Source organism: Pirellulales bacterium (assembly GCA_019694455.1).
GTDB lineage: Bacteria > Planctomycetota > Planctomycetia > Pirellulales > JAEUIK01 > JAIBBY01.
Map to the genome: position 1 here is coordinate 1 of JAIBBY010000038.1, position 19,618 is coordinate 19,618.

The 19,618-nt window shown below is 61.2% G+C and carries 19 protein-coding genes; 4 read left to right on the forward strand and 15 right to left on the reverse strand.

Translation table 11 applies throughout. The features are described from left to right. Positions 1-58: 58 nt before the first annotated feature. Positions 59-1,048: a DUF1080 domain-containing protein gene (locus K1X71_14850; protein ID MBX7074422.1), complete on the reverse strand. Its 990-nt coding sequence runs from the start codon at positions 1,046-1,048 to the stop codon at positions 59-61. A gap of 286 nt (positions 1,049-1,334) precedes the next feature. Here K1X71_14850 and K1X71_14855 point away from each other — a divergent pair, with 286 nt between their 5' ends. After that, positions 1,335-2,063: a YXWGXW repeat-containing protein gene (locus K1X71_14855; GenBank protein MBX7074423.1), complete on the forward strand. Its 729-nt coding sequence runs from the start codon at positions 1,335-1,337 to the stop codon at positions 2,061-2,063. 61 nt (positions 2,064-2,124) lie between these two features. On the opposite strand, the gene yegS is transcribed toward K1X71_14855, so the two are convergent. The 5 genes from yegS to ilvN form a co-directional block, all read right to left on the reverse strand. Further along, complete coding sequence (yegS, locus tag K1X71_14860; protein ID MBX7074424.1) at positions 2,125-3,075, reverse strand: lipid kinase YegS; 951 nt, start codon at positions 3,073-3,075, stop codon at positions 2,125-2,127. A gap of 233 nt (positions 3,076-3,308) precedes the next feature. Then, a complete protein-coding gene (locus K1X71_14865; GenBank protein ID MBX7074425.1) occupies positions 3,309-4,766 on the reverse strand; it encodes a DUF1501 domain-containing protein in 1,458 nt (485 codons plus the stop codon). A 256-nt stretch (positions 4,767-5,022) separates the two neighbouring features. Then, complete coding sequence (locus tag K1X71_14870) at positions 5,023-5,319, reverse strand: hypothetical protein (GenBank protein ID MBX7074426.1); 297 nt, start codon at positions 5,317-5,319, stop codon at positions 5,023-5,025. 30 nt (positions 5,320-5,349) lie between these two features. After that, positions 5,350-6,357, reverse strand: coding sequence for a ketol-acid reductoisomerase (ilvC, locus tag K1X71_14875; GenBank protein MBX7074427.1), 1,008 nt, complete (start codon positions 6,355-6,357; stop codon positions 5,350-5,352). 59 nt (positions 6,358-6,416) lie between these two features. Next, positions 6,417-6,932, reverse strand: coding sequence for an acetolactate synthase small subunit (gene ilvN / locus K1X71_14880; protein ID MBX7074428.1), 516 nt, complete (start codon positions 6,930-6,932; stop codon positions 6,417-6,419). 389 nt (positions 6,933-7,321) lie between these two features. On the opposite strand from ilvN, the gene K1X71_14885 reads away from it, so the two are divergent. After that, complete coding sequence (locus K1X71_14885; protein MBX7074429.1) at positions 7,322-8,485, forward strand: VCBS repeat-containing protein; 1,164 nt, start codon at positions 7,322-7,324, stop codon at positions 8,483-8,485. A gap of 70 nt (positions 8,486-8,555) precedes the next feature. On the opposite strand, the gene K1X71_14890 is transcribed toward K1X71_14885, so the two are convergent. Next, positions 8,556-9,251, reverse strand: coding sequence for a hypothetical protein (locus K1X71_14890; GenBank protein MBX7074430.1), 696 nt, complete (start codon positions 9,249-9,251; stop codon positions 8,556-8,558). A 241-nt stretch (positions 9,252-9,492) separates the two neighbouring features. Between K1X71_14890 and K1X71_14895 the strand changes: the two genes are divergently transcribed. Beyond that, the gene (locus K1X71_14895) at positions 9,493-11,391 is read left to right on the forward strand and encodes a hypothetical protein (protein ID MBX7074431.1); all 1,899 of its coding nucleotides are present in this window, start codon (positions 9,493-9,495) and stop codon (positions 11,389-11,391) included. A gap of 120 nt (positions 11,392-11,511) precedes the next feature. Here K1X71_14895 and K1X71_14900 read toward each other — a convergent pair whose 3' ends face one another. Together K1X71_14900 and K1X71_14905 are read right to left on the reverse strand one after the other, a co-directional pair. Next, positions 11,512-11,865, reverse strand: coding sequence for a hypothetical protein (locus tag K1X71_14900; GenBank protein ID MBX7074432.1), 354 nt, complete (start codon positions 11,863-11,865; stop codon positions 11,512-11,514). A gap of 42 nt (positions 11,866-11,907) precedes the next feature. Then, positions 11,908-13,107: a heparan-alpha-glucosaminide N-acetyltransferase domain-containing protein gene (locus K1X71_14905; protein MBX7074433.1), complete on the reverse strand. Its 1,200-nt coding sequence runs from the start codon at positions 13,105-13,107 to the stop codon at positions 11,908-11,910. Positions 13,108-13,276: 169 nt separating this feature from the next. Here K1X71_14905 and K1X71_14910 point away from each other — a divergent pair, with 169 nt between their 5' ends. After that, the gene (locus K1X71_14910) at positions 13,277-14,884 is read left to right on the forward strand and encodes a hypothetical protein (protein ID MBX7074434.1); all 1,608 of its coding nucleotides are present in this window, start codon (positions 13,277-13,279) and stop codon (positions 14,882-14,884) included. A gap of 535 nt (positions 14,885-15,419) precedes the next feature. On the opposite strand, the gene rplI is transcribed toward K1X71_14910, so the two are convergent. From rplI to K1X71_14940, 6 genes are all read right to left on the reverse strand, one after another. Further along, the gene (gene rplI, locus K1X71_14915) at positions 15,420-15,956 is read right to left on the reverse strand and encodes a 50S ribosomal protein L9 (GenBank protein ID MBX7074435.1); all 537 of its coding nucleotides are present in this window, start codon (positions 15,954-15,956) and stop codon (positions 15,420-15,422) included. A gap of 113 nt (positions 15,957-16,069) precedes the next feature. Then, positions 16,070-16,543: a single-stranded DNA-binding protein gene (locus K1X71_14920; protein MBX7074436.1), complete on the reverse strand. Its 474-nt coding sequence runs from the start codon at positions 16,541-16,543 to the stop codon at positions 16,070-16,072. 48 nt (positions 16,544-16,591) lie between these two features. Continuing rightward, positions 16,592-17,008, reverse strand: coding sequence for a 30S ribosomal protein S6 (gene rpsF, locus K1X71_14925; GenBank protein ID MBX7074437.1), 417 nt, complete (start codon positions 17,006-17,008; stop codon positions 16,592-16,594). An 82-nt stretch (positions 17,009-17,090) separates the two neighbouring features. Further along, positions 17,091-17,654, reverse strand: coding sequence for an aminoacyl-tRNA hydrolase (pth, locus tag K1X71_14930; GenBank protein ID MBX7074438.1), 564 nt, complete (start codon positions 17,652-17,654; stop codon positions 17,091-17,093). 36 nt (positions 17,655-17,690) lie between these two features. After that, a complete protein-coding gene (locus K1X71_14935) occupies positions 17,691-18,314 on the reverse strand; it encodes a 50S ribosomal protein L25 (GenBank protein ID MBX7074439.1) in 624 nt (207 codons plus the stop codon). A 266-nt stretch (positions 18,315-18,580) separates the two neighbouring features. Then, a complete protein-coding gene (locus K1X71_14940; protein ID MBX7074440.1) occupies positions 18,581-19,525 on the reverse strand; it encodes a ribose-phosphate pyrophosphokinase in 945 nt (314 codons plus the stop codon). Positions 19,526-19,618 lie beyond the last annotated feature (93 nt).

Consider the following 19,618-nt stretch of genomic DNA (forward strand, 5'->3'; position numbering starts at 1 on the left):
CGCCGCGCGTGGCGGCGACAGGCCATGAATCAATGTCTGCTACGATTGTCGCGCAGGGTTAATCCTTTTTTTCGACGATCCAGATATTGCGGAAGACTACGGGGTTGCCGTGGTCTTGCAACATGATGGGGCCGGCCGTGTCGGCTTCTTCCTGGCCTCCCGCGGTCGGGCCGTCCAGTTCGAAATTCTCGTGAATCACCACGCCATTGTGCTTCACCGTCACCGTGGCCGGCTTCACCTTCTTGTCGCCATCGTACTTGGCGGCGGTGAAGTCGATGTCGTAGGTCTGCCACGCCAGCGGCGGAAAGCACATGTTCTCCTTTGGCGACTTCTTCTCATAGAAGCCGCCGCACTCGTTGTCCAAACCTTCCAGGCCAAACGAGTCCAGAATTTGCAATTCGTAGCGGTCTTGCAGGTACACGCCGCTATTGCCGCGCGCCTGACCTTCCGCCTTGGGCATATACGGTGTGCGGAACTCCAGGTGCAACGTGAAATCCTTGAACTTGTCCTTGGTCTTGCAGCCCCCCTTGAGCAGGCCGTCGTCGGTCAACTTGCCGCCTTCAAAGGCGTCGGCATTCTTGCCGTCGAACAGCACCTTGGCGCCTTCCGGGGCCTTTTCTCCTTCGGTCGGGCTTTTGCGCTCGAGCTTCTTGAGTTCGCCAAGCTGTTGATCGTCGACGCTCTTGATCGTCACCACGCCATCCTTCACGGCGGCGCTGCCTTCGTTCGCCACCAGTGTCACCACGCCATCGCGATCCTCGCTTTCGGCCTCCAGCTTGCCAAAACCATCCCAGCCATCGCCCGGCAGGCCGCCAAAGTAGGCGATGCCGCGATACTTGCCATCGCCGAGCGAGATGACCTGCATGCCGAACTTCTGCTCGGCGCCATCCCCCAGATCAAAATTTCCCTGATACTCGCCTTGCAGGGCGAAGTCCTCGCCAACTTTGGTCGGATCGGTGATCGCCTCGGCCCCTTCTTCAGCCCGCGCCACGCTGAGCGCGCCGCAGACCACTGCCACCATGAAATAGATGTTCCATTTGCGCAACATAGACCACTCCGAGAGAGAAAAACTTGGATGCTGGGGTGTGCTTGGCCGGCGCCAGACGGCGCCGGGAAAAGTTCATTGTGAACCCCGAAAATGCGGGTCGCAACCCGCCCCGGGCGGGAAAATCGCTTGTCGTTTGATTTGACCATTTGCATGCAGCGGCAAATCGCCGCCAGCAACGCCCCAGCAACCGTAACATTTTGCATCCTTTCCCGCTCAGTTAGTTATCGGGCGAGAGATCGCTCGCCTGCGCCAACCAGCCGAACTGACCGACGAAAGGATGTGAATCATGAATCGCCGCTCGACCTTTGTTGCCACCTTGGTCGTCACGCTTGCCATCACTGCCGGCGCCAGCGCCGACGAAAATCAAAATGCCCGTGGCAACCACCACTTGTTCCGAGCGTTCACAGAGAAGTTCAGCAATTCTCAGAACAGCGGCGGCAGCTTTGCCCGCAATGCCGACCTCTGGAGCGACATTTCAGGCATCGCATCGCGGTTCAAGAAACTCCACGACCACAAACCGCCGGAAACCACTAACCCAACTCCCATCGATCCCGGTCGCGGCGACGACCGCGTGCCCGTCGATCCGGTTGTGCCGCAGGGTCGACCGGGCTATGTGTGGGTCAACGACCATTGGGAGCGCGAGCGGGCCAATCAGCCAACAGGGCCGGTGATTGTCGACCCGACTCTGGTCGGCCCCGTGGTTCGCGATCATCGCACGCCTCGGCCCGCCAACAATGTCCCTTGGGGGACGAGCGCGCCGATCGTGCGCGATCATCGCAGTGACGCTCCGACCACTCCTTGGAACACCGGCACGCCCGTTGTACGCGATCATCGCGACGGCGCGGCTGGCGGCGCCGGGCCCGTGGTCAGAGATCACCGAACGAAATCGACTTCGACTGGCGCCAGTGGCGGGGTGACCGTCACCGGCGCCAATCCTGGCTCGGCGCGCCCAACGTCGCGAGGTGGCCGCAGCGTGACGATCAAGATCTGGAACCCTCTGTCCCTACTGCCCTAGCAGCAATCTACGCTCGTGTGAACAATCTCGCATGCGCCGCTCGCCCCGCGAGCGACGCATGTTAAGTTTGGTCCAACCTGGACAATGCTTCTTGCGACAAAAGCGGCGCATCGTCCGGCAGGCAGCAGCGCACACGGCGCGGCAACATAGACACTCGAAACTCTCGCTCGCGCAGCGGTTCGCCGTCCAGATTCATCGGCATCTCGTCGGTGGCATGAATTTCAAATGATGGCAATTGTCGATACACCATTTGTTGCGGATCTTCAGTCTCCAGATTTCTCATCTCGTTGAGCACCGCGCCCCCTTCCGCTAATTTCACCTCGGGGCCGATCACCAAATCGAGTAGCCCATCGTCCAATAGCGCTCGTGGCGCCACTCGATAACCTCCTCCCGCCAACCGACCGTTGCCGATGGCCAATAGCGCCATGCTCCCCTCAAATATCTGCGCTTCAGCATGAATGCTGGCCGTGTGAGGCGTCAGCGTCATGGCCTTGAAGAGTCCCACCAGCGAATACGCTGCCCCGCCCAGCACCCGTTTGATGCCCGGCGGCGTCTGCGCCGTAATCTCGGCGCCGATACCGGCGGTCGCCACATTCACAAAGGGGCGCTCGTTCACCATGCCCACATCAATCGCGCGCGGATCAGCCTCCACTGCCAGCAGTAGCGCTGCGAGCGCGTCGCGCGGAACGCCGCAACCGGTGGCAAAGTCATTGGCGGTTCCCAGGGGCGCCACCGCCAAACATGTTTCGATCTGGTCGCCTGCCCGCAGCAACCCCGTGACGACCTCATTGATGGTGCCATCGCCGCCGGCGGCCACCACAATATCCACACCGTCGCGCGCTCCCTCCTCGGCGAACTGCGCGGCCTGCCCCGCCTCCCAAGTGGCGCGCACTTCCACTACATGCCCGCGCTCGCGGATCTGCCGTACGGCTTCGCGCAGCGACTCGTCCTGCGCACGTCGGCCATTAAGCACGATTCGCAATCGCCGCTTGCCGCGCTGGGTGTGAGTCATGTTCGCCTTCTGTGGATGAGGTTGAGCGGCGGGGCACGCTATCGTCGCAGGAAACGGAAATGGAAGCCGCGACTCCATCCGCTGTTTGTCCAGGACAACACGGCCAACCTTGTGCCGGCGCTCGCCCCGCGTGGAATGCGCCGGCATAGTTCCCGTAGATCGATTCCACCACAAAATAGGCCCCGGAAGTCGACGTTCCGAGGCCTGGGATCGAAGTGAAGCACTGCCGTCGCCTACGCCAATATCTGGCTTACCGCGGCGCCCTTCACCAACTCGCGCGGCTGGTTCAGGTGGTTGTAGACGATCGTATCGGGCGCAATGCCCACACTGTGGTAGATCGTCGCCAAAAGATCGTTGGGATGCACCGGATCAGACAACGGCGCCGAGCCGGTGGAGTCGGACTGCCCATGCACAAAACCGCGCTTCACCCCCGCGCCAGCCACCACTGCCGTGTAGCAGTAGGGCCAGTGATCGCGTCCGTCGTCGCTGTTGCCATTGCCCGAGGTGCTCACGCCTCGTTTGGGACTGCGGCCGAACTCGCCCACCGCCACCACCAGCGTTTCCTCCAATAGGCCCCGCTGATCCAGATCGGCCAGCAGGCCGGCCAGCGCCGCGTCGAGCATCGGCGCCGCCTGGTTCTTCATGCGGTGCGTCAGACCTGAGTGGACATCGAACGAGTGGTTGTCGCTGTTGGCGATTCTTGGCCAGTTGACCTCGACAAAGCGCGTGCCCGCCTCGACCAGCCGCCGCGCAAGCAAGCAGCTTTGGCCAAACGTGTTGCGGCCATACAGGTCGCGCGTGGCGTCGTTCTCCTTCGTCAAGTCAAAGGCGTCGCGCGCCCTGCCGGATAGGATCAGGCCCAGCGCCTGTTGGTAGTACTCGTCCAGGTCGTACTTGGCGACCGCCTTCTCTAGCGCCGGCATGCCGCCGTTGATCAAGTCGCGCACCCGCGCCCGCCGTTCCAGCCGCGCGCTGGTGATCTCGGGCCGCAGCTTGAGATCGTCGACGTTCACACGGTCCATCTTGTTCATGTCCATGTCGTCGCCGGGCGGATACAGATAATACGGGTCGTACGCACGACCCAAGAACCCGGCCGTCCCCGCCTTGCCCACCACGTTGCTCTCTTGCAGCGGACGCGGCATCATCACAAACGGCAGCATCGGCGCGTCGGGCGGCTTGAGGCGCACGATGTTCGATCCGACATTCGGAAAGTCCTTGGGGCTCGGCGGCTCGAGCTGACCGGAGGGACTCACCTTGTCGGCCGTGTAGCCAGTGAGCATCTGATAGATGGCCGCCGTGTGGTTGAACAGCCCAATCGGCGTGTAGCTCATCGAGCGAATCAACGTGGCCTTATCGATCACCTGCGCCAGCTTTGGCATCAACTCGGTGAACTGCACCCCTGGCAGCTTGGTGTCGATCGGTCCAAAAGCGCTCTTCACATTGTCGGGCACGTTCGACTTGGGATCCCACAGGTCAAGATGGCTCGGTCCGCCTTGCAAGTAGAGCAGGATCACGCTCTTGGCTTTGTTCCAGCCGGCGCCGCCGACCACCTCGTTGGCCGAGGCTGTTTGCCAGCGCATGAGATTGGCGAGCGAAAAGCCAAAGGCCGCGCTGCCGCCGACGCGCAAGATGTCGCGCCGGGTGACGCCGTCGCATGTGTCCTTGCCCGACCGTCCTGGAATCACGAGCATGGCGAACTCTCCCGCGAAAAGGATTTGCTTGCGCTGAGCGCAGCCGAATGAATCGACGCGCTCTCGGCGCAAACCCTAAGTGCGTGACCAGCCAGAGTTTGACAACAGCATCTTGCCACTAGCGGGGGGACGTGTCAACTTTTTGAGCGCACCCACGCTGCTCAGCGCGAACAGCGACCGCCGCAGAGCGGCGAAGTCACGATTCAGGACGCGCAGTAGTCCATGACCTTGCCGGATTACCGGGCGGAGAATTTGCCTACCCCACCCGCTTCAGCCGGGTGAACTCGTCCATCGTCACCGTCGTCAACTCGCCGTCATCGCGGCGCAGCACAATGAGATCGCTAAACACCTTGTCGTCGACATTGCGGCGGTAGTGCAGTCCGTGTCGACGCCGCTCGGTCCGCACCACCGTCCCTTCCGTGACCGTGGGCCAGATCTCAGCGCCCACCTTCACCTCGTGGTACAACTCGACCCGCGCGCCGGGCGCTAGCTCCAAAAAGAGCGCGCGTGATTCCGCTTCCGTGACTTGGGAAAAATCGGCCGCCGTCGGCATCTTGCGTCCTTTCTCCAGAAGCGCCCCGCGCTACTCGATTTCCTTCACGTCGATCCAGCTCATCAGGCTCCGCAGCTTGCGACCCACCTGCTCCACCGGATGCTTCCGCTCACGCCGACGAGTCGCCTTGAACGCCGGCGCGTTCGCCTTGTTTTCCAGCAGCCACTCGCGGGCAAACTGCCCCGACTGAATCTCTTGCAGAATCTTCTTCATCTCGGCGCGGGTTTCGTCGGTCACAATCCGCGGGCCGCGCGTGTAGTCACCATACTCGGCCGTGTTCGAAATGCTGTATCGCATAAAGTTCAGCCCGCCGCGATACATCAGGTCGACAATCAGCTTCAACTCGTGCAGACACTCGAAGTACGCCATCTCGGGCTGATAGCCCGCCTCGACCAGCGTATCAAAGCCCGCCTTGACCAGGGCGCTCACTCCGCCGCACAACACCACCTGCTCGCCGAACAGGTCAGTCTCGGTCTCTTCCGCAAAGGTCGTCTCGATGACGCCGCCGCGCGTGCAGCCAATTCCCTTTGCGTAGGCCAGTCCAAGATTAAAGCTCTCCTTGCTCGCCCCATCGCTCACGGCGATCAGGCCCGGCACGCCGCCTCCCCCCTTGTACTCGTCGCGCACTAGGTGCCCCGGCCCCTTCGGCGCAACCAACACCAGATCGACTCCCTGCGGCGGCTCCACCTGCCCGAAGTGAACGTTGAAGCCGTGCGAACACATAAGCAGGTTTCCCGGCTTCAGGTGCGGCTTGATGTGTTGCCGGTAGATGTCGCCCTGCACTTCGTCCGGCAACAGCACATTGACCAAATCGGCTCGCTTGGTGGCGTCGTCCACGCTCATTGGCTCGAAGCCGTCGCGGATCGCCGCGTCGTAATTGGCGCTGCCCGGCCGCTGGCCGATGATCACGTTGCAACCGCTGTCCCGCAAATTCAAGGCGTGAGCGTGCCCTTGCGAACCATAGCCCAAGATGGCGATGGTTTTGTTCTTCAAGAGCGATAGGTCGGCGTCGTTGTCGTAATAAATCTTGGCGGGCATGTTGCTTCCTCACGCGGCGCTTGTCGGCGCCAAAACTAGGGCGGGTAGAAGGGTGTGTATTAGGTGGTTTCGGCCGGCTGCGGATCTCGCGAGCGGCATTGGCAGCGGACCATGGCAATGCGCCCGGTACGGACCAGTTCGACAATGCCTAGCGGGCGCATCATATCGATGAACGCCTCGATTTTGCTCTCTTGGCCCGCGATTTCGACGACGACTTCATCGATGCCGACATCGACGATACGACCGCGAAAAATGTCGGTCAGTTCGCGCACCTGCGTCCGTTGCTCGCCGGGCGTCGCCTTGACACGCATCAGCATCAAGTCGCGCTCCACATAGTCCTGAGCGCTCACATCGTCCACGCGCACCACGGTGACGATCTTTTCGAGCTGCTTACCGACCTGTTCCAGCGTCTTATCATCTCCCACGACGACAAACGTCATCCGCGAGAGATTAGGGTCTTCGGTTTCGCCCACCGCCAGGCTATCGATGTTATAGCCGCGCGACGCGAGCATCCCGGAAATGTGCGCCAGCACGCCGGGAACGTTTTGCACCAAAGCCGAAAGTACGTGACGCATGTTCTCTAATGGGTAAAAACGCGAAACCAGAATGTTAGTCGGCACTTACGTCTTGAACAAGGGGCCTGCCGTTCCTGCGGCGAGCGCACTGCTAACCGCCTGTGAGCCCCGCGCCAGCGTAAGCGGGTAGCGACAACGGTTTGCCTGTTCAGGTTCGGCAGTTACACAATCGCGCGGCCGCTCTAACGACCCTCGGTCAACATTCGGCGCCATTGAAAATAACTGAGATTCGCGGATTTCCGCCACCTGTTGCCGCCAAACGCCACGGCTTGGCCATGCTTTCCCCGCGCTTGCGCCGCGATTAGACTGCTGCCAGCCGCGAAGACTGCCGGTTCCGATTCCGCTGCTCGCGGCGCACCCACCACTGCGATCCCACCGAGGAGACTGCGATGCGTCGTGCCGCTTGCCTGTGTCTACTACTTTGCTGCTTCAGCGAGCTTGCCACGTCTGCCCGTGGCGACGACAAGAAGCCCGTCAAGATCAGCTTCAAGAAGTCAAAACTGGATCATGAATTTCGCAGCGAAGGGGTTGCGGTTGGCGACTTCAATCACGATGGCAAGCAAGACATCGCCGCGGCCAACATGTACTTCGCCGCCCCCGATTGGAAGGCGCACCCGATCGTCGACAAGCCAGAGACCTTTAACCCGGCCGTTTACAGCCACTCGTTTTGCAACTTCGCCGACGACCTGAACGGCGACGGCTGGGATGATCTGATCGTGTGCGACTTTCCCGGTCAGCAGACGTGGTGGTTTGAGAATCCTCAATCCGCCGCCGGCGCTTGGAAGAAGCACGAGTGCGTGCCGGTCACCAACAACGAAAGCCCCACCTATCTCGATGTCGATGGCGACGGCCGCCGCGAACTGGTCTTCGCCGATGGCACGCCCGCTATCGCCCTGGCCAGCCCCGCCGCCAAGCCTGCCGACCTCTGGAAGATTCGTCAGATCGGCGCGCCCAACACGCCGGGCACCAACAAGTTTTCTCACGGCCTCGGAGTAGGCGACGTGAACGCCGATGGCCGCAACGACCTCCTCTGCAACGAAGCCTGGTGGGAAGCGCCTGCCGACAATGCCGCCGGCGAATGGAAGATGCACCCCGCCAACCTCAGCCAGTTGTGCGCCAATATGTACGTCTATGATTTCGATGGCGACGGCGACAACGACATTCTCAGTTCTAGCGCTCATGCCTTCGGCATCTGGTGGCATGAGCAGACGCCCGACGGCTGGAAGGAGCACGAAATCGACTCCAGCTTCTCACAGACGCACAGCCTATGTTTCGCCGACATCAACAGCGATGGCCTGCCCGACTTTGTCACGGGCAAGCGCTGGTGGGCGCACGGCGCCAAAGGAGACCCCGGCTCCGATCAGCCGGCGGTGATGTACTGGTTCGAGTTCAGCCGTGAGGGAGGCAAACCGCGCTGGACGCCGCATCAGTTCGATCACGATAGCGGCGTCGGCACGCAGTTCGAAGTCGCCGACATCAACGGCGATGGACTGCTCGACGTGGCCACCTCGAACAAGAAGGGCACGCACTACTTCGAGCAGGTCCGCGAGTAGAAACAAGCGGAGGCGCTCCAGCGTGTCGCTCGAGCGCCTCCCTAATTGTCAGGCCGTGTACGCTGGCGCGTTACTTCGGCAAGATGTCCGCACGGTGGAACGTGATCGCTGTCGTCTTGTCGAAGAGCGTGTCGACATTCGCCTCGAAAAACGCCCGCAACTTGTCGGTCGGACTGGTTAGTTCGACCTTCTCTACTTCGCCTTGCGCGTTCTTCGTCACTGTGCCCTCCAGCTTGTCGGCCGCGATCGCCTCGGCCAGCACCTGCATCTTCGGCGTGCCGGTCACCTTCAGCGTGTCGCCGTTCACGTCGTAGCTCACGAACCAGAACTGCTTTTGATGGTCCAGGATCAGCTTGGTCTGCGTCGCGTTGCGATGCGCGACAACCGACATATCGACCCCTTCGCTGATGCTGGCCACGTAGGTGTCCTTCACCGGATTGGAAACAAAGTACAGACAGAACGGATCGGAGAACATCCGGTCCTTGGCGCTGTAGTTTTGGTACCAGGCCTGCATCAGTCCCGGTTCCGGCGACTGCCGGTTGGGATCGAGCGGCCGCGCGGCCGGACTCACGTGCAGCACGATCGATTGCTTCCCCTGTGCCGGATCGGCGTTCTTTTCGGGCTCAGACACCCACACCCCAAATAGTCGCTCGTCGCGATCCGCCTGATTGGGATCGATCAGCGGATTCTTCGACAAAGGTTGACACGCCGCAAACAAAAACAGCACCGGGATGACGGCGGCCAAGCGAACGATCGGGCGTAACATGACGGTTTTCTCCTGATTCAAGTGCGCGCGGTGCTCCAACTATTCTACGGCGCCAATTGCCATTTGGATCGCCACCTTTTTAAATGAAAACCGGGTCGACAAATTCCCGGTGCGCTACCCTCAGAAATGGGTTGATTCATCTCTGCGCAGAACTTGAGCCTACGAAATTGCTTGCGCAGGCCCACAATACAATGTCGATTCGACCCGAGCGCGGCGGCGACAAGGTGTTGAGGCTGAAATCATGCAAGAAATTGTCGATGACTCAGCTACGCCAAATAAGGGACGCTTGAAAAACGCCACCAGACGAATTCTTGCGCCGGCCGGGATCACGATCGCCCTGTTGGTGGTTGCCAGCGCCATTAGCTTGTTCGTCCGCGCCCCTTATTTGGCAAGTTTCTTCGGCGGGGACGACTGGGATCTGCTTTGTGAGATCGGCCTCTACCGCTGTGGGCGGCAGGGCTTGCTGGCAGGTTGGTTGTCGCCGGAGGGCCCGCACCTCATGGCGCTCTGGAAGGCCTTCTTTCATTTGGAATGGTTGCTGTTCGGCCTAAGGGTTGAAGCATTCCATGTGGTGATCGCGTTGGTGCACGCCTGCAGCGCCGTGCTGTTGTTCGGTATTGCCAGGCGTTGGGGTGTCAGCGCATTCGGTTCAATTGTCATGTCGCTCACTTGGGCCGGCGCCGCCTTTGGCGGATGGGACAATCCAACCCTGTGGCTCATGTGCGGCATGGCGCCAATGGCGCTTTGCTTTCTGTTTCTTTCGCTGTGGTTCGCCATTGATGTGGATTCTCCTCGGCGGCGCGATCGCTGGTGGATGGCCAGCTTCCTTGGGCTGGCGATGCTTACCTGGAGCGATATGGTTCTGCTGGCGCCCGTTATAATGTTGCAAGTTGCGCTGCGTCTCGGGCCGCGCGAGACTCTTCGCCGCGCACGTCGCTGGATTGCTGCGTGGCTCGTGCCAGTCGTTTTGATTGGCCTCCCGACAGCCGGATTCGTGGCCATTATCCTGCAGATTGCGTCAGCGGCACGGCCCGCCGATCGCTTTCAAGACCTCGGCCCAAGGCGACTTGTTTCGCGCACGTCGTGTCAGTTGGCGGTCGCGATGGGTTCGCTTACGTACGGCACGGTTCGTGAGCCTGATTTGGCGAATTCCGATCTATTCCGGACAACTCGACCAGCCATTCCAGACGAGGCGCTGGCGCCGAAATTTGCGATTGCCGGGGCGATGGTGCTTGCCCTCCTCCTGCTGCGACAACACGTGCAGTGGGGATATCTGGCGAACTTTGTCGCATTGAGCGGGGTATTTCTATTCGCCGCGAATGCTGGCGGCAAGGGAATGTCGTTCCACGACGCCATTAATCATGGGCATTACTTGTACTTCGCCTGCTTGTTGTGCTGCGTCTCATTCGGCGTGCTGGCCGACGGACTTTGGATGCGCTACGAAAGGTGCAGAATATTTATCGTAGTGATCGCCGTCATGTTGGCGCCATTATTTTTGGCGCATCAGCGGCAAGTGGCCGTTCAGGCCGCCGCGATTCATCGGCTCATGTTCGACGTCGGTCGTGTGGAATTCAAACAATCTCGCGAAATCCTTGAACGACTTTCGCTCGCGGCGACGCAAAAAGGCGCGGTTGTTCGCTTTCCCGATTCGCCCATCGATCTTCAAGCGCCGTCGCATCGCTACTGGCCAATCGCCGCCTTCTATTCGCTTTGCTTTCCGGCGGGGCTACCGAATTTGGAGGTGATCGATCCCGCCGAGGCGACCACTCGCGATTTGGAGCAAGCGGTCGAACTCCTCCGAGGGCAACACGCCAAGTACGCTGTCCGCTGGGCAAGCCTCATGGTCGCGTACTATCCAGTGCTCAAGTCACTGGTCTGGTTGAACCAGGTGGTGGACGCTCACCATCCAGCCGTTGCGATTCCCAACATCGAGGTCACGTTGGCATCTGCGTCGTATCAACTCGAGGAGCTTGCAGAACTAGGCATTGGCGCTACGGCGAACGAGTTGCGTTTTCAACGCCCAACGGCCAATGATCCGCCAACCCTCAAGCGAGAATTTCCGGCCTTTTATCAGATTCTCCAAAAGTCGAATCAGCCCGAAGCCAAGTATCTCTTGGCGGTCATTTTCCAGGAAAAATAGCGTTGCCAGCGCAATTTCTGCGCGGCCGCTCGGGTAGCTTTCCGTGTTGCCGGTTCAATCGCTCCAATGCCGAAAAGTCGCCGCGCACTCAGTCAATCAACGCCATGAAGGCCGCCGCGGCTATATAAAGTACTCGGCATCGCCCACCGTGTTTCGATAGCACTCGTAGTTTTCCGTGTCGTCGAAGCAGCGCAGTATTTGGCCATCGTCAAAGGTCAGCGATAGCGTTCCAAGCTCGTCCGCCGCGACGCTTGTCACCATGCGGCCCACAAGCCGCATCAGCGACGAAGACTCAACCGGCGGACATTGCGCCGACTTCGGCTCTGCGGAGTTCTCGTGCACGAAGGACGATTCAATCGTAATGGAAATGCGCTCTTCGAAGCCGATCCAAATTTGATAGGCGGCGAACGAAACCAATTCGATCCGCTTGCCGATAAAGAACGAGCCGTCGAAATCCTTGGGAAACCCATACATTCAACGACAGCTCCCAGGTTTCGCGCTGAACGGGCACTGTTCTCAAATCCTGACAAAAATCCGCTGCCGGTAGAGCCATAGGCACGCCAGCCACAGTACGAGCAGCACCAGCGCCGCGTGCGCGATCGGCTCGTAAACCGGGTCAAACACTTGCCGGCCGAACCACTGTCCCTCGAACACGCGCTGACCCAGATGTGTTTGCAAATTCATGGCGATCCACGGTCTGGCCTTCTCCGCCAGCAAATAAATAGCGATCGAGTTCATGCCCACAATCACCAGCGGCCAGGCCCAGCGGCGCCAGCCGCGAATGTCGATCACCCAAAAAAACGCCGCCAACAACAGGCACGTCCAGCCTGTGCTGAAGATCGTCCAACTGGGAGTCCAAATTCGCTTGACGATTGGGCAGACCGTTTGTCCCAACAGCCAGCCAATCGCCAGGCCGGTCACGCCCGCCGCGGCGAGTCGCCAGAACTTTTCGGCGTGGCTGCGCGGCCCGCGCATCAACTCCCCCGCCATCAGGCCAAAGATCATCGTCGCGATCGATGGCACGAAGTTCAGCGTTTGATAGCCGCCGCCGTTGAAGCGAAACGGCTCGCTGCGCGGAAACAGGTTCAAAAACCATACGTCAAACGCGTGCGCGAAATTGGCGTTCTTGTTCCAATGCGCGAACAATCCTGTCAGCCGCTCGACATCGCCTTCTACTCCCACTGCTTGCCAATCGAAGTCGGGTCCCGGCGCCGGATACAGCACGAACAGTAGCCAGTACGCCGCCAGGATCGCCGCCGCCACCCCCAGTTGAATTCGCCACCCCTGCCCTATGAACGGATACACCAGCGCATAGGCCAAGCCAATTTGCGCCAGCGTGTTCACGAACGTGTAGTTCGTCTCCGGGCGGCCAGTCGAGTATAAAAACACCCCCAGCGCCACCAGGATCGCCGCGCGATAAATCACGTGCGCGCCCCGCTTGAGCGACGATTCTCCCTGCGCCAGTCGGCTGGCGTACGAGTACGGCATTGCGACGCCGACCATGAACAAGAACGACGGCTGGATCAGATCCCAAGCTGCACAGCCGGTCCACGCCACATGGTCGGCCTGATACCCCAAAAACCGCCAAACGCGGCTGTCGCTCATCCGTTCCGCCACCGCAGCCAGGCCCAAACCTTCCGACGCCATCGCCAGCATCACAAAACCGCGATAAGCGTCGAGCGACATCAAGCGGTTGGTGGGCAGGCTGCTGGCCATACGTGACACATCTCCACGTTGCGGTCAAACCGCGATCAGACTACGACGCGCCGGCCAGCGCGTCCAGCGCCACGCGCCGGCAGGCCGTAACAAACGGCCCGCTGCTGCGCCTCATTGGATTGAGCCATCTCAAGACCCTGTTGCTCATTTTCCAAGGAGTGCCCCCGTCATGTTCCCACAATCGAGGAGTTTTTCCGCCTATCTCACGATCTTCGCGCTGACAGCGCTGGCGCAGGCCCACGCCGGCGGCTGGGGCGGCTTTGGCAATTACGGCGGTGGAGGTGGTGGCGGAGGCGGCAACGTTGGCCGCTTCATGCAGCGCTATAGCGCTCAGCCGGCGCAGTCGGCATCGCCGGTTGGGGCGCAACAGTATCGCGGCCAATTCAACACCAACATGCAGTCGCGCGTCGGCAAGATCCTTACGCAACCGTCGCTGCAATCGCAGGTTGGCAAGATCGTGTCGCAGCCAGCCACCCAATCACGTTTCCTTGACCGTATCGGCGCACAAGTGAAGAACCTGCAGGGCGGTGTTGTCACTCCTGGCGGCGCCGCGACGCCAACCCCCAACAACTTGTCGGCGCCGAACCGCATGGAGCGCGTTCTGCGTGGCGGTCTCGGCAACGTCATGAAAGGGAGCCTGCCGACCTTCACGCCCGATCAAATCAAAACGCTTCCGAACGACGCCAATCCTTCGACGCAAGTTCCGACTCCGCCCATTGGTCCAATCACCAAAGTACCGCCGTGGACAGATAAGTCGCCGCTCGACTCCAAGACCAAAGTCGAGATTCCCAGACCTTTGCCGAGCAGCCCCAATGGGCCATTCGACCCAAAACCGGGCAAGTGGAACGACCGGATCATCGACAAGGTGAAGTTCCCCTTCCCCGATTCGGCCACGCCTGGAACGCCCGCGCCCGGCAGCGGTACCCCTGCCCCCGGCACCCCGGCACCAGGGGGTGGCACACCGGCGCCAGCGCCCAGCCCGATGCCGACCGGACCGATTTTGCTCCCCATTATCATTGGCGGTGGTGGCTGGGGCGGTTCTCGCGGCGGCTACGGCGGCCGCGTGATATACAGTCAGCCGGCAACGGTTGTCGCCGCACCCACCGTACAACAGCCTGCCACTTTGCCCGATGTAAAGCCCGGCGTTATCAGCTTAGTGGAGGCGGGCGCCACCACCTCCGGCCCGCGCTATCAGGTCGTCGTTCGCAATGCCGGCACCGCGGCCACGCCACGCGGTTTCACCGTGGCGCTCGTCGCCACTGGCGCTGACGGCCAGCCCACCGCCGTGTCGCCCCGCGCCATCGGTCAACTTGGCGCCATGGCCAGCGGCGAAACCAAGTCGCTCGAACTGCGTTTTGACGCCCCGCTCGGCGCCGCGCAAACCCATCTCGTCCTGGCGGTCGACGCGCTGAGCGAAATCACCGAGTCGGACGAAGCCGACAACGTGACCACCATCACACGCCCCGTGGAGCCAATCGTGACGCCGGCCGCCGGCACGCTGCCCGCAATTTCTCGCGTGCGTGCCGGCGAAGAGGGAAGCATGATTGTTGAGGGCGAGCGGTTTGGCGACCAGGCAGGCCAACTCGTTCTGGAACTTGGCAGCGTGCGGCTGGCGTTGGAGACCACAAGCTGGAACGCGCGTTCGATCGGCGTAAAGCTCCCCCGGTTGCAAGCGCCAGGGGTGATGACTCGGCTGGTGGTTTATGGCGCCGACGGCGCGGCTAGCGCGCCTTTCGATCTGCCGGCCGCCGAGCCAAGCGCAGTGGCGAAGAATTGAATACTGCGCAGCAATCTTCACCCGACCTGATGAGGGGTCCGCGAGTCAATCCGCGGGCCCCTCATTTTTTCTGTGCCCCTTTCGCGTAACAGTTCTTCGCTTAGTGCGCTCCAAGAAAAGAGGGGCTTTACGACCGCTGCAACAACACATTGGCCGAGAACTGGGATACGAACCATGCTGCTTGAAATCAAGCGCGCTACATGTATCGCTATGGCCCTCATGGCGGGCATGGCGCTTTGCTGGCAAGTCGAAAACAGCAAAGACGCAGGCCGCGGCCTGCTGCCGCCCGTGGCAGCTTACGTCGATCGAGTCGCCGCCGTCGCGGCGAGTTGGAGAGAATCGACGAACCATGAGCCGGGTTCGCGGCCTGTTGCTAGCTACGATTCCGCATCGGTCTCGCTAGCTCTGTGAACTACTGGGCGAAGCGCCATCAACTTGCCGACCAGTCCCACGCCACGCGCAGCGCGCTGGCATAAAGCTACGGCGCCGATTGCTGGCGCTGAATTTGATCGACATTGCGACAGTTGCCAGCGCGTTAACGCTTCTCGGCGTCGCCGCCAACGGTCGGCACCACCCACACCTTGAGTTCGGCCTGAATCTCGTGCCCCATGTGCAGCTTCACCGTGTACAGGCCGAGTTCCTTGAGCGGGCCTTCCAGCCGCACCTGGTCGGTCGTGATGGTGAAGTTCTGCTGCTTGAGCGCGTTGACGATTTCGACAGCGCCCACCGAGCCGTACAGGTGTCCTTCGTCGTTGGCGTTGGCCTCGATGGTAATGCTCTGCCGGCTCAGTTCATCGGCCAGTGCCTGCAAGCCAGCCAACCGCTTGCGCTCAATCTCGGCCAGTTTGGCGCGATGCTTCTCCACCATTCGCTTGTGATGATTGGTGGCGATCGTCGCTAGCCCCTGCGGAATCAGGTAGTTGTTGGCGTAACCGGGCTTCACCTCGACAACTTCGCCGGGCTTGCCGAGATGCTCGACCGTTTGAATCAAAAGCAACTCGATGCCTCCGCGCTCGCCACGCGGCAGACGCTTTACTCGCACACGGCCCCGGCCCTTCACACTATTCGCCATGACTGTTTCCTCGTTCAGGGCTCGATCGGCGCTTCGCCGCAAGCCAAAGTCGTCTGTTGTCTGTTGTGTTCGATCCGCCCGCTATCCAACTCAATGGTGGTTTTCCTGCGGCGCTAAAATGGTATGTCGTCTTCGGTTGGCTCGCTGAACGAACCTCGCGGCGAATCAAAATCGGGCTCGCCGCCACCACCACCTCCGCCGCCACTCGATCGGCGACCACCGCCACCAGCGGGGCTACCGCCCCCCGGGCCCTGTCCGCGACCGCCTAATAGTTGCAGCTTTTCGCCAATGACTTTCAGTTTCGAGCGCTTCTGGCCGTCGGTTTCCCAGGTGTCGAGCTTGAGCCGCCCCTCGATCAGGGCGCTCGAACCCTTGCTCAGGTACTCGCTGGCAATCTCCGCGGTCCGGCCCCACAGCGTCACATCGACGAAGGTCGTTTCCTCGACCCACTCGCCAGCCTGATTCTTGCGGCGGTCGTTCACCGCCAGGCCGATGTCGGTCACGGCGGTGCCGCTGGGCGTATAGCGCAACTCGGGATCGCGGGTCAAATTGCCCACCAGCACCACGCGATTGTAGCTCGCCGCCATCGCCACGCATCCGCTACCGCGGAGCCTCAATTGATCTCGTGAAAACGGTTAGTTGGCGGCTTCCGCGGGCACTTCGTCGAATCCCGCCACGTTCGGCGTTGGCGCCGGCTCGGGCGCGCGGGTCTTGGGTTGGGCGCTGCCGCGTGCATGCGTCACTAGCGCGTCCGCGACCCGCGGATCGATCTTGAGGATCAGCGAGCGAAGAATCGAGTCGCTCAATTGGCAATCGCGCTCGATTGCCGCGATCTGATTCCCGTCGACCTTAAAATAGCAGAGCCAATACGTGCCCTTGCGATGGCCGTTGATCGGGTATGCCAGTCGCCGCTCTTCCCACACGCGGCTCACCAACGTTTCGCCACCGACATTCTTGATGAACTTGTCGATCTGGCCCGATACTCCCGCCGCGTCGCGCGCGTAACGGTTCGAATCCAAAACGAGCAGACATTCGTAAGTATGCACCGCCAACGTACTGACTCCTGAAACCGGGGCGCTCAAGCCTTCCGCGCCACATTTTTCGATGGTTGCCGCATCTGCAATAGTGTAACGATTACGGTAGTGAGTTGAACTGGTTCATCGCCGCCGCTGGCCCATCAGACAGCCATTTTTCAATGGCGTCCGCAGCCCGCTGGACCAGAATCCCCACTTCGCCCTGTTCTTCCTTCGTGAATTTGCTCAGCACGAAATCGGCGGCGTCCCAGCCAGCGGGCGGACTCCCGACCCCCAGCCGCAACCGGGAAAAATCGTCTCCCAGCCGCCGAATCACGTCGTCCAGCCCCTTCTGGCCACCGGCCGACCCCTTGGTCCGCATTCGCAACTTGCCCAGCGGCAAGTTGAAGTCGTCGCAGGCCACCAGGATGCTTTCGTTCTCAATCTTATAAAAGTCGCGAGCGTCTCCCACGCTCTGCCCGCTGCGGTTCATGTAGGTGTGCGGCGTCAACAAAAGGCACCGCGTTCCAGCAATCGTCGCTTCCCGTGTCTCCCCCTGAAACGCCAGTCGTCCGCCAGTCGCTTGGTGCCGTCGACCCAGTTCGGCTAACGCCTCAAAACCAATATTGTGGCGGGTGCCATCATATCGACGCCCCGGGTTCCCCAGTCCCACAATCAGCTTCATCTGCGTTAGCCCGCGGCGCCACCAACCCTGCTAGTACTAAGTATCCTCCTCGTCCGACTCCGCCTTCCGTCCAATGATCTCCGGCTCGCCAGCGCCCGGCGCGGCCGACTCTTCCCCCTCCTCCGAGACCGCGTGGCAAGTCACCACCGTCACATCGGCATCGGTCACCAGCGTGACTTCCGGAGGTAGCGTCAATTGGCCCGCCGTGAGGTGCTGCTCCAGGTGCAGCTCCTTCACGTTCACCAAAATCTTTTCGGGAATCGCCGTCACCGGACATTCAATCTCTAGCTCGTGCAGCACCAGATCGAGCACGCCACCTTCTTTCACGCCCGGCGCCTCGCCGCGAGTCTCCAGCGACACCGTCAGCGTCACCCGCTCCCCTTCCGAGACACGCACGAAATCGAGGTGCAGCACGTCATTGCCGTAGGTGTCCCACTGCAAGTCGCCAATGAGCGCCTTCTCGCTGACCGCTCCCGATAGGTCCACCAGCCGGCTGCCATGTCGAATCGCCGCCGACACCTGCTCGGCGGGCACGCATAGACTCACCGGTTCGGCGCCGTGGCCATACAACACGGCCGGCACCTGGCCCTGCCGCCGCAGCCGCTGCGACTGACGTGAGCCTCTTTGTTCGCGAATTTGTACGGTTAGTGTTTCCGCCATGGCAATTCCGGGCCAGAAAAAGCGCCGCGAGCAGAGCCGCCGGCGCTGTAAGTCCAATTCTCCCCGCCGGTTTTGATGCTTCGGCGCGGGTAGAGAATCGCCTATTTTGCCCGATTCGCCGCCAATTGCAAGCCCAGGCAATCGCACATTATGCCCACCGAGCCACCCCGTGGTTAAGCCCTAGGCTGCGGCGGAAAGAAGTGTTCGGCCACGGCCTTCCCGCGTCGCTCGTCAGAGGGCAGCGATGCGCAACCCCCAGGCCGACGTCAATCAAACAACCGGCTCACCGACTCGTTGCGGTGAATTCGCTTGATTGCTTCTCCCAAGAGCGGCGCCACGCTGAGCACCTTGATCTTTTCCAGCGCCCGATCGCGCCGCAGCGGAATCGTGTCGGTGATCACCACCTGCTTGATCGGGGCCGACTCCATTCGCTCCACCGCCGGGCCGCATAGCACGCCGTGCGTCGCCGCCACATAGATTTCTCGCGCGCCGTTTTCCTTCACCACCCGTGCGGCGCCGCAAATCGAGCCCGCCGTGCTGATCATGTCGTCGAACATCAGACAAATCTTGTCTTTCACCGACGCCCCGATGATGTTCTCTTGCGTCACATCGGTGGCGCTCGCCCGGCGCTTGTCCACAATGGCCAGCTTCCCTCCCAATCGCTTCGTGTGCCCGAGCGCCCGCTTGATGCTTCCTTCGTCCGGGCTGACCACCACCAGGTCGTCGGGCCGAAATCCCATCTGCGAGAAATAATCGGTCAACACTGGCGAGGCGTAGAGGTGATCCACCGGCACGTCAAAAAAGCCTTGAATTTGCGCGGCGTGCAGGTCCATCGTCAGCACCCGGTCGGCGCCGGCCCGAGTAATGATGTTCGCCACCAGTTTGGCGGTGATCGGCACCCGTCCCGCGTCTTTGCGGTCCTGTCGGGCATAGCCGAAGTACGGCATCACCGCCGTCACCCGCTCGGCGCTCGCCCGTTTGCAGCTCTCGATCAGGATCAACAACTCCATCAGGTTTTCGTTGACCGGCGGGCAGGTGGGTTGCACCAAAAAGACGTCGCGGCCGCGCACGTCCTCGTCCACCTTGCATGAAATTTCGCCGTCCGGAAAGTTGCCAATCGAGATGGCGCCCAGCGGCAGGCCCAGATACTCGCAGATCTTCTGCGTCAGGTCGGGGTTCGCCCGACCGCTAAAAATCTTCAAGTCGTTCATTGGGTGGCCGCGAGTCGCCACTCGCGGAAAGGGTGCCTGAGATTGCCCCTGGTCAAAGTAACCGAGGGATAAAGCTTCGCCCGCCGGACGTCC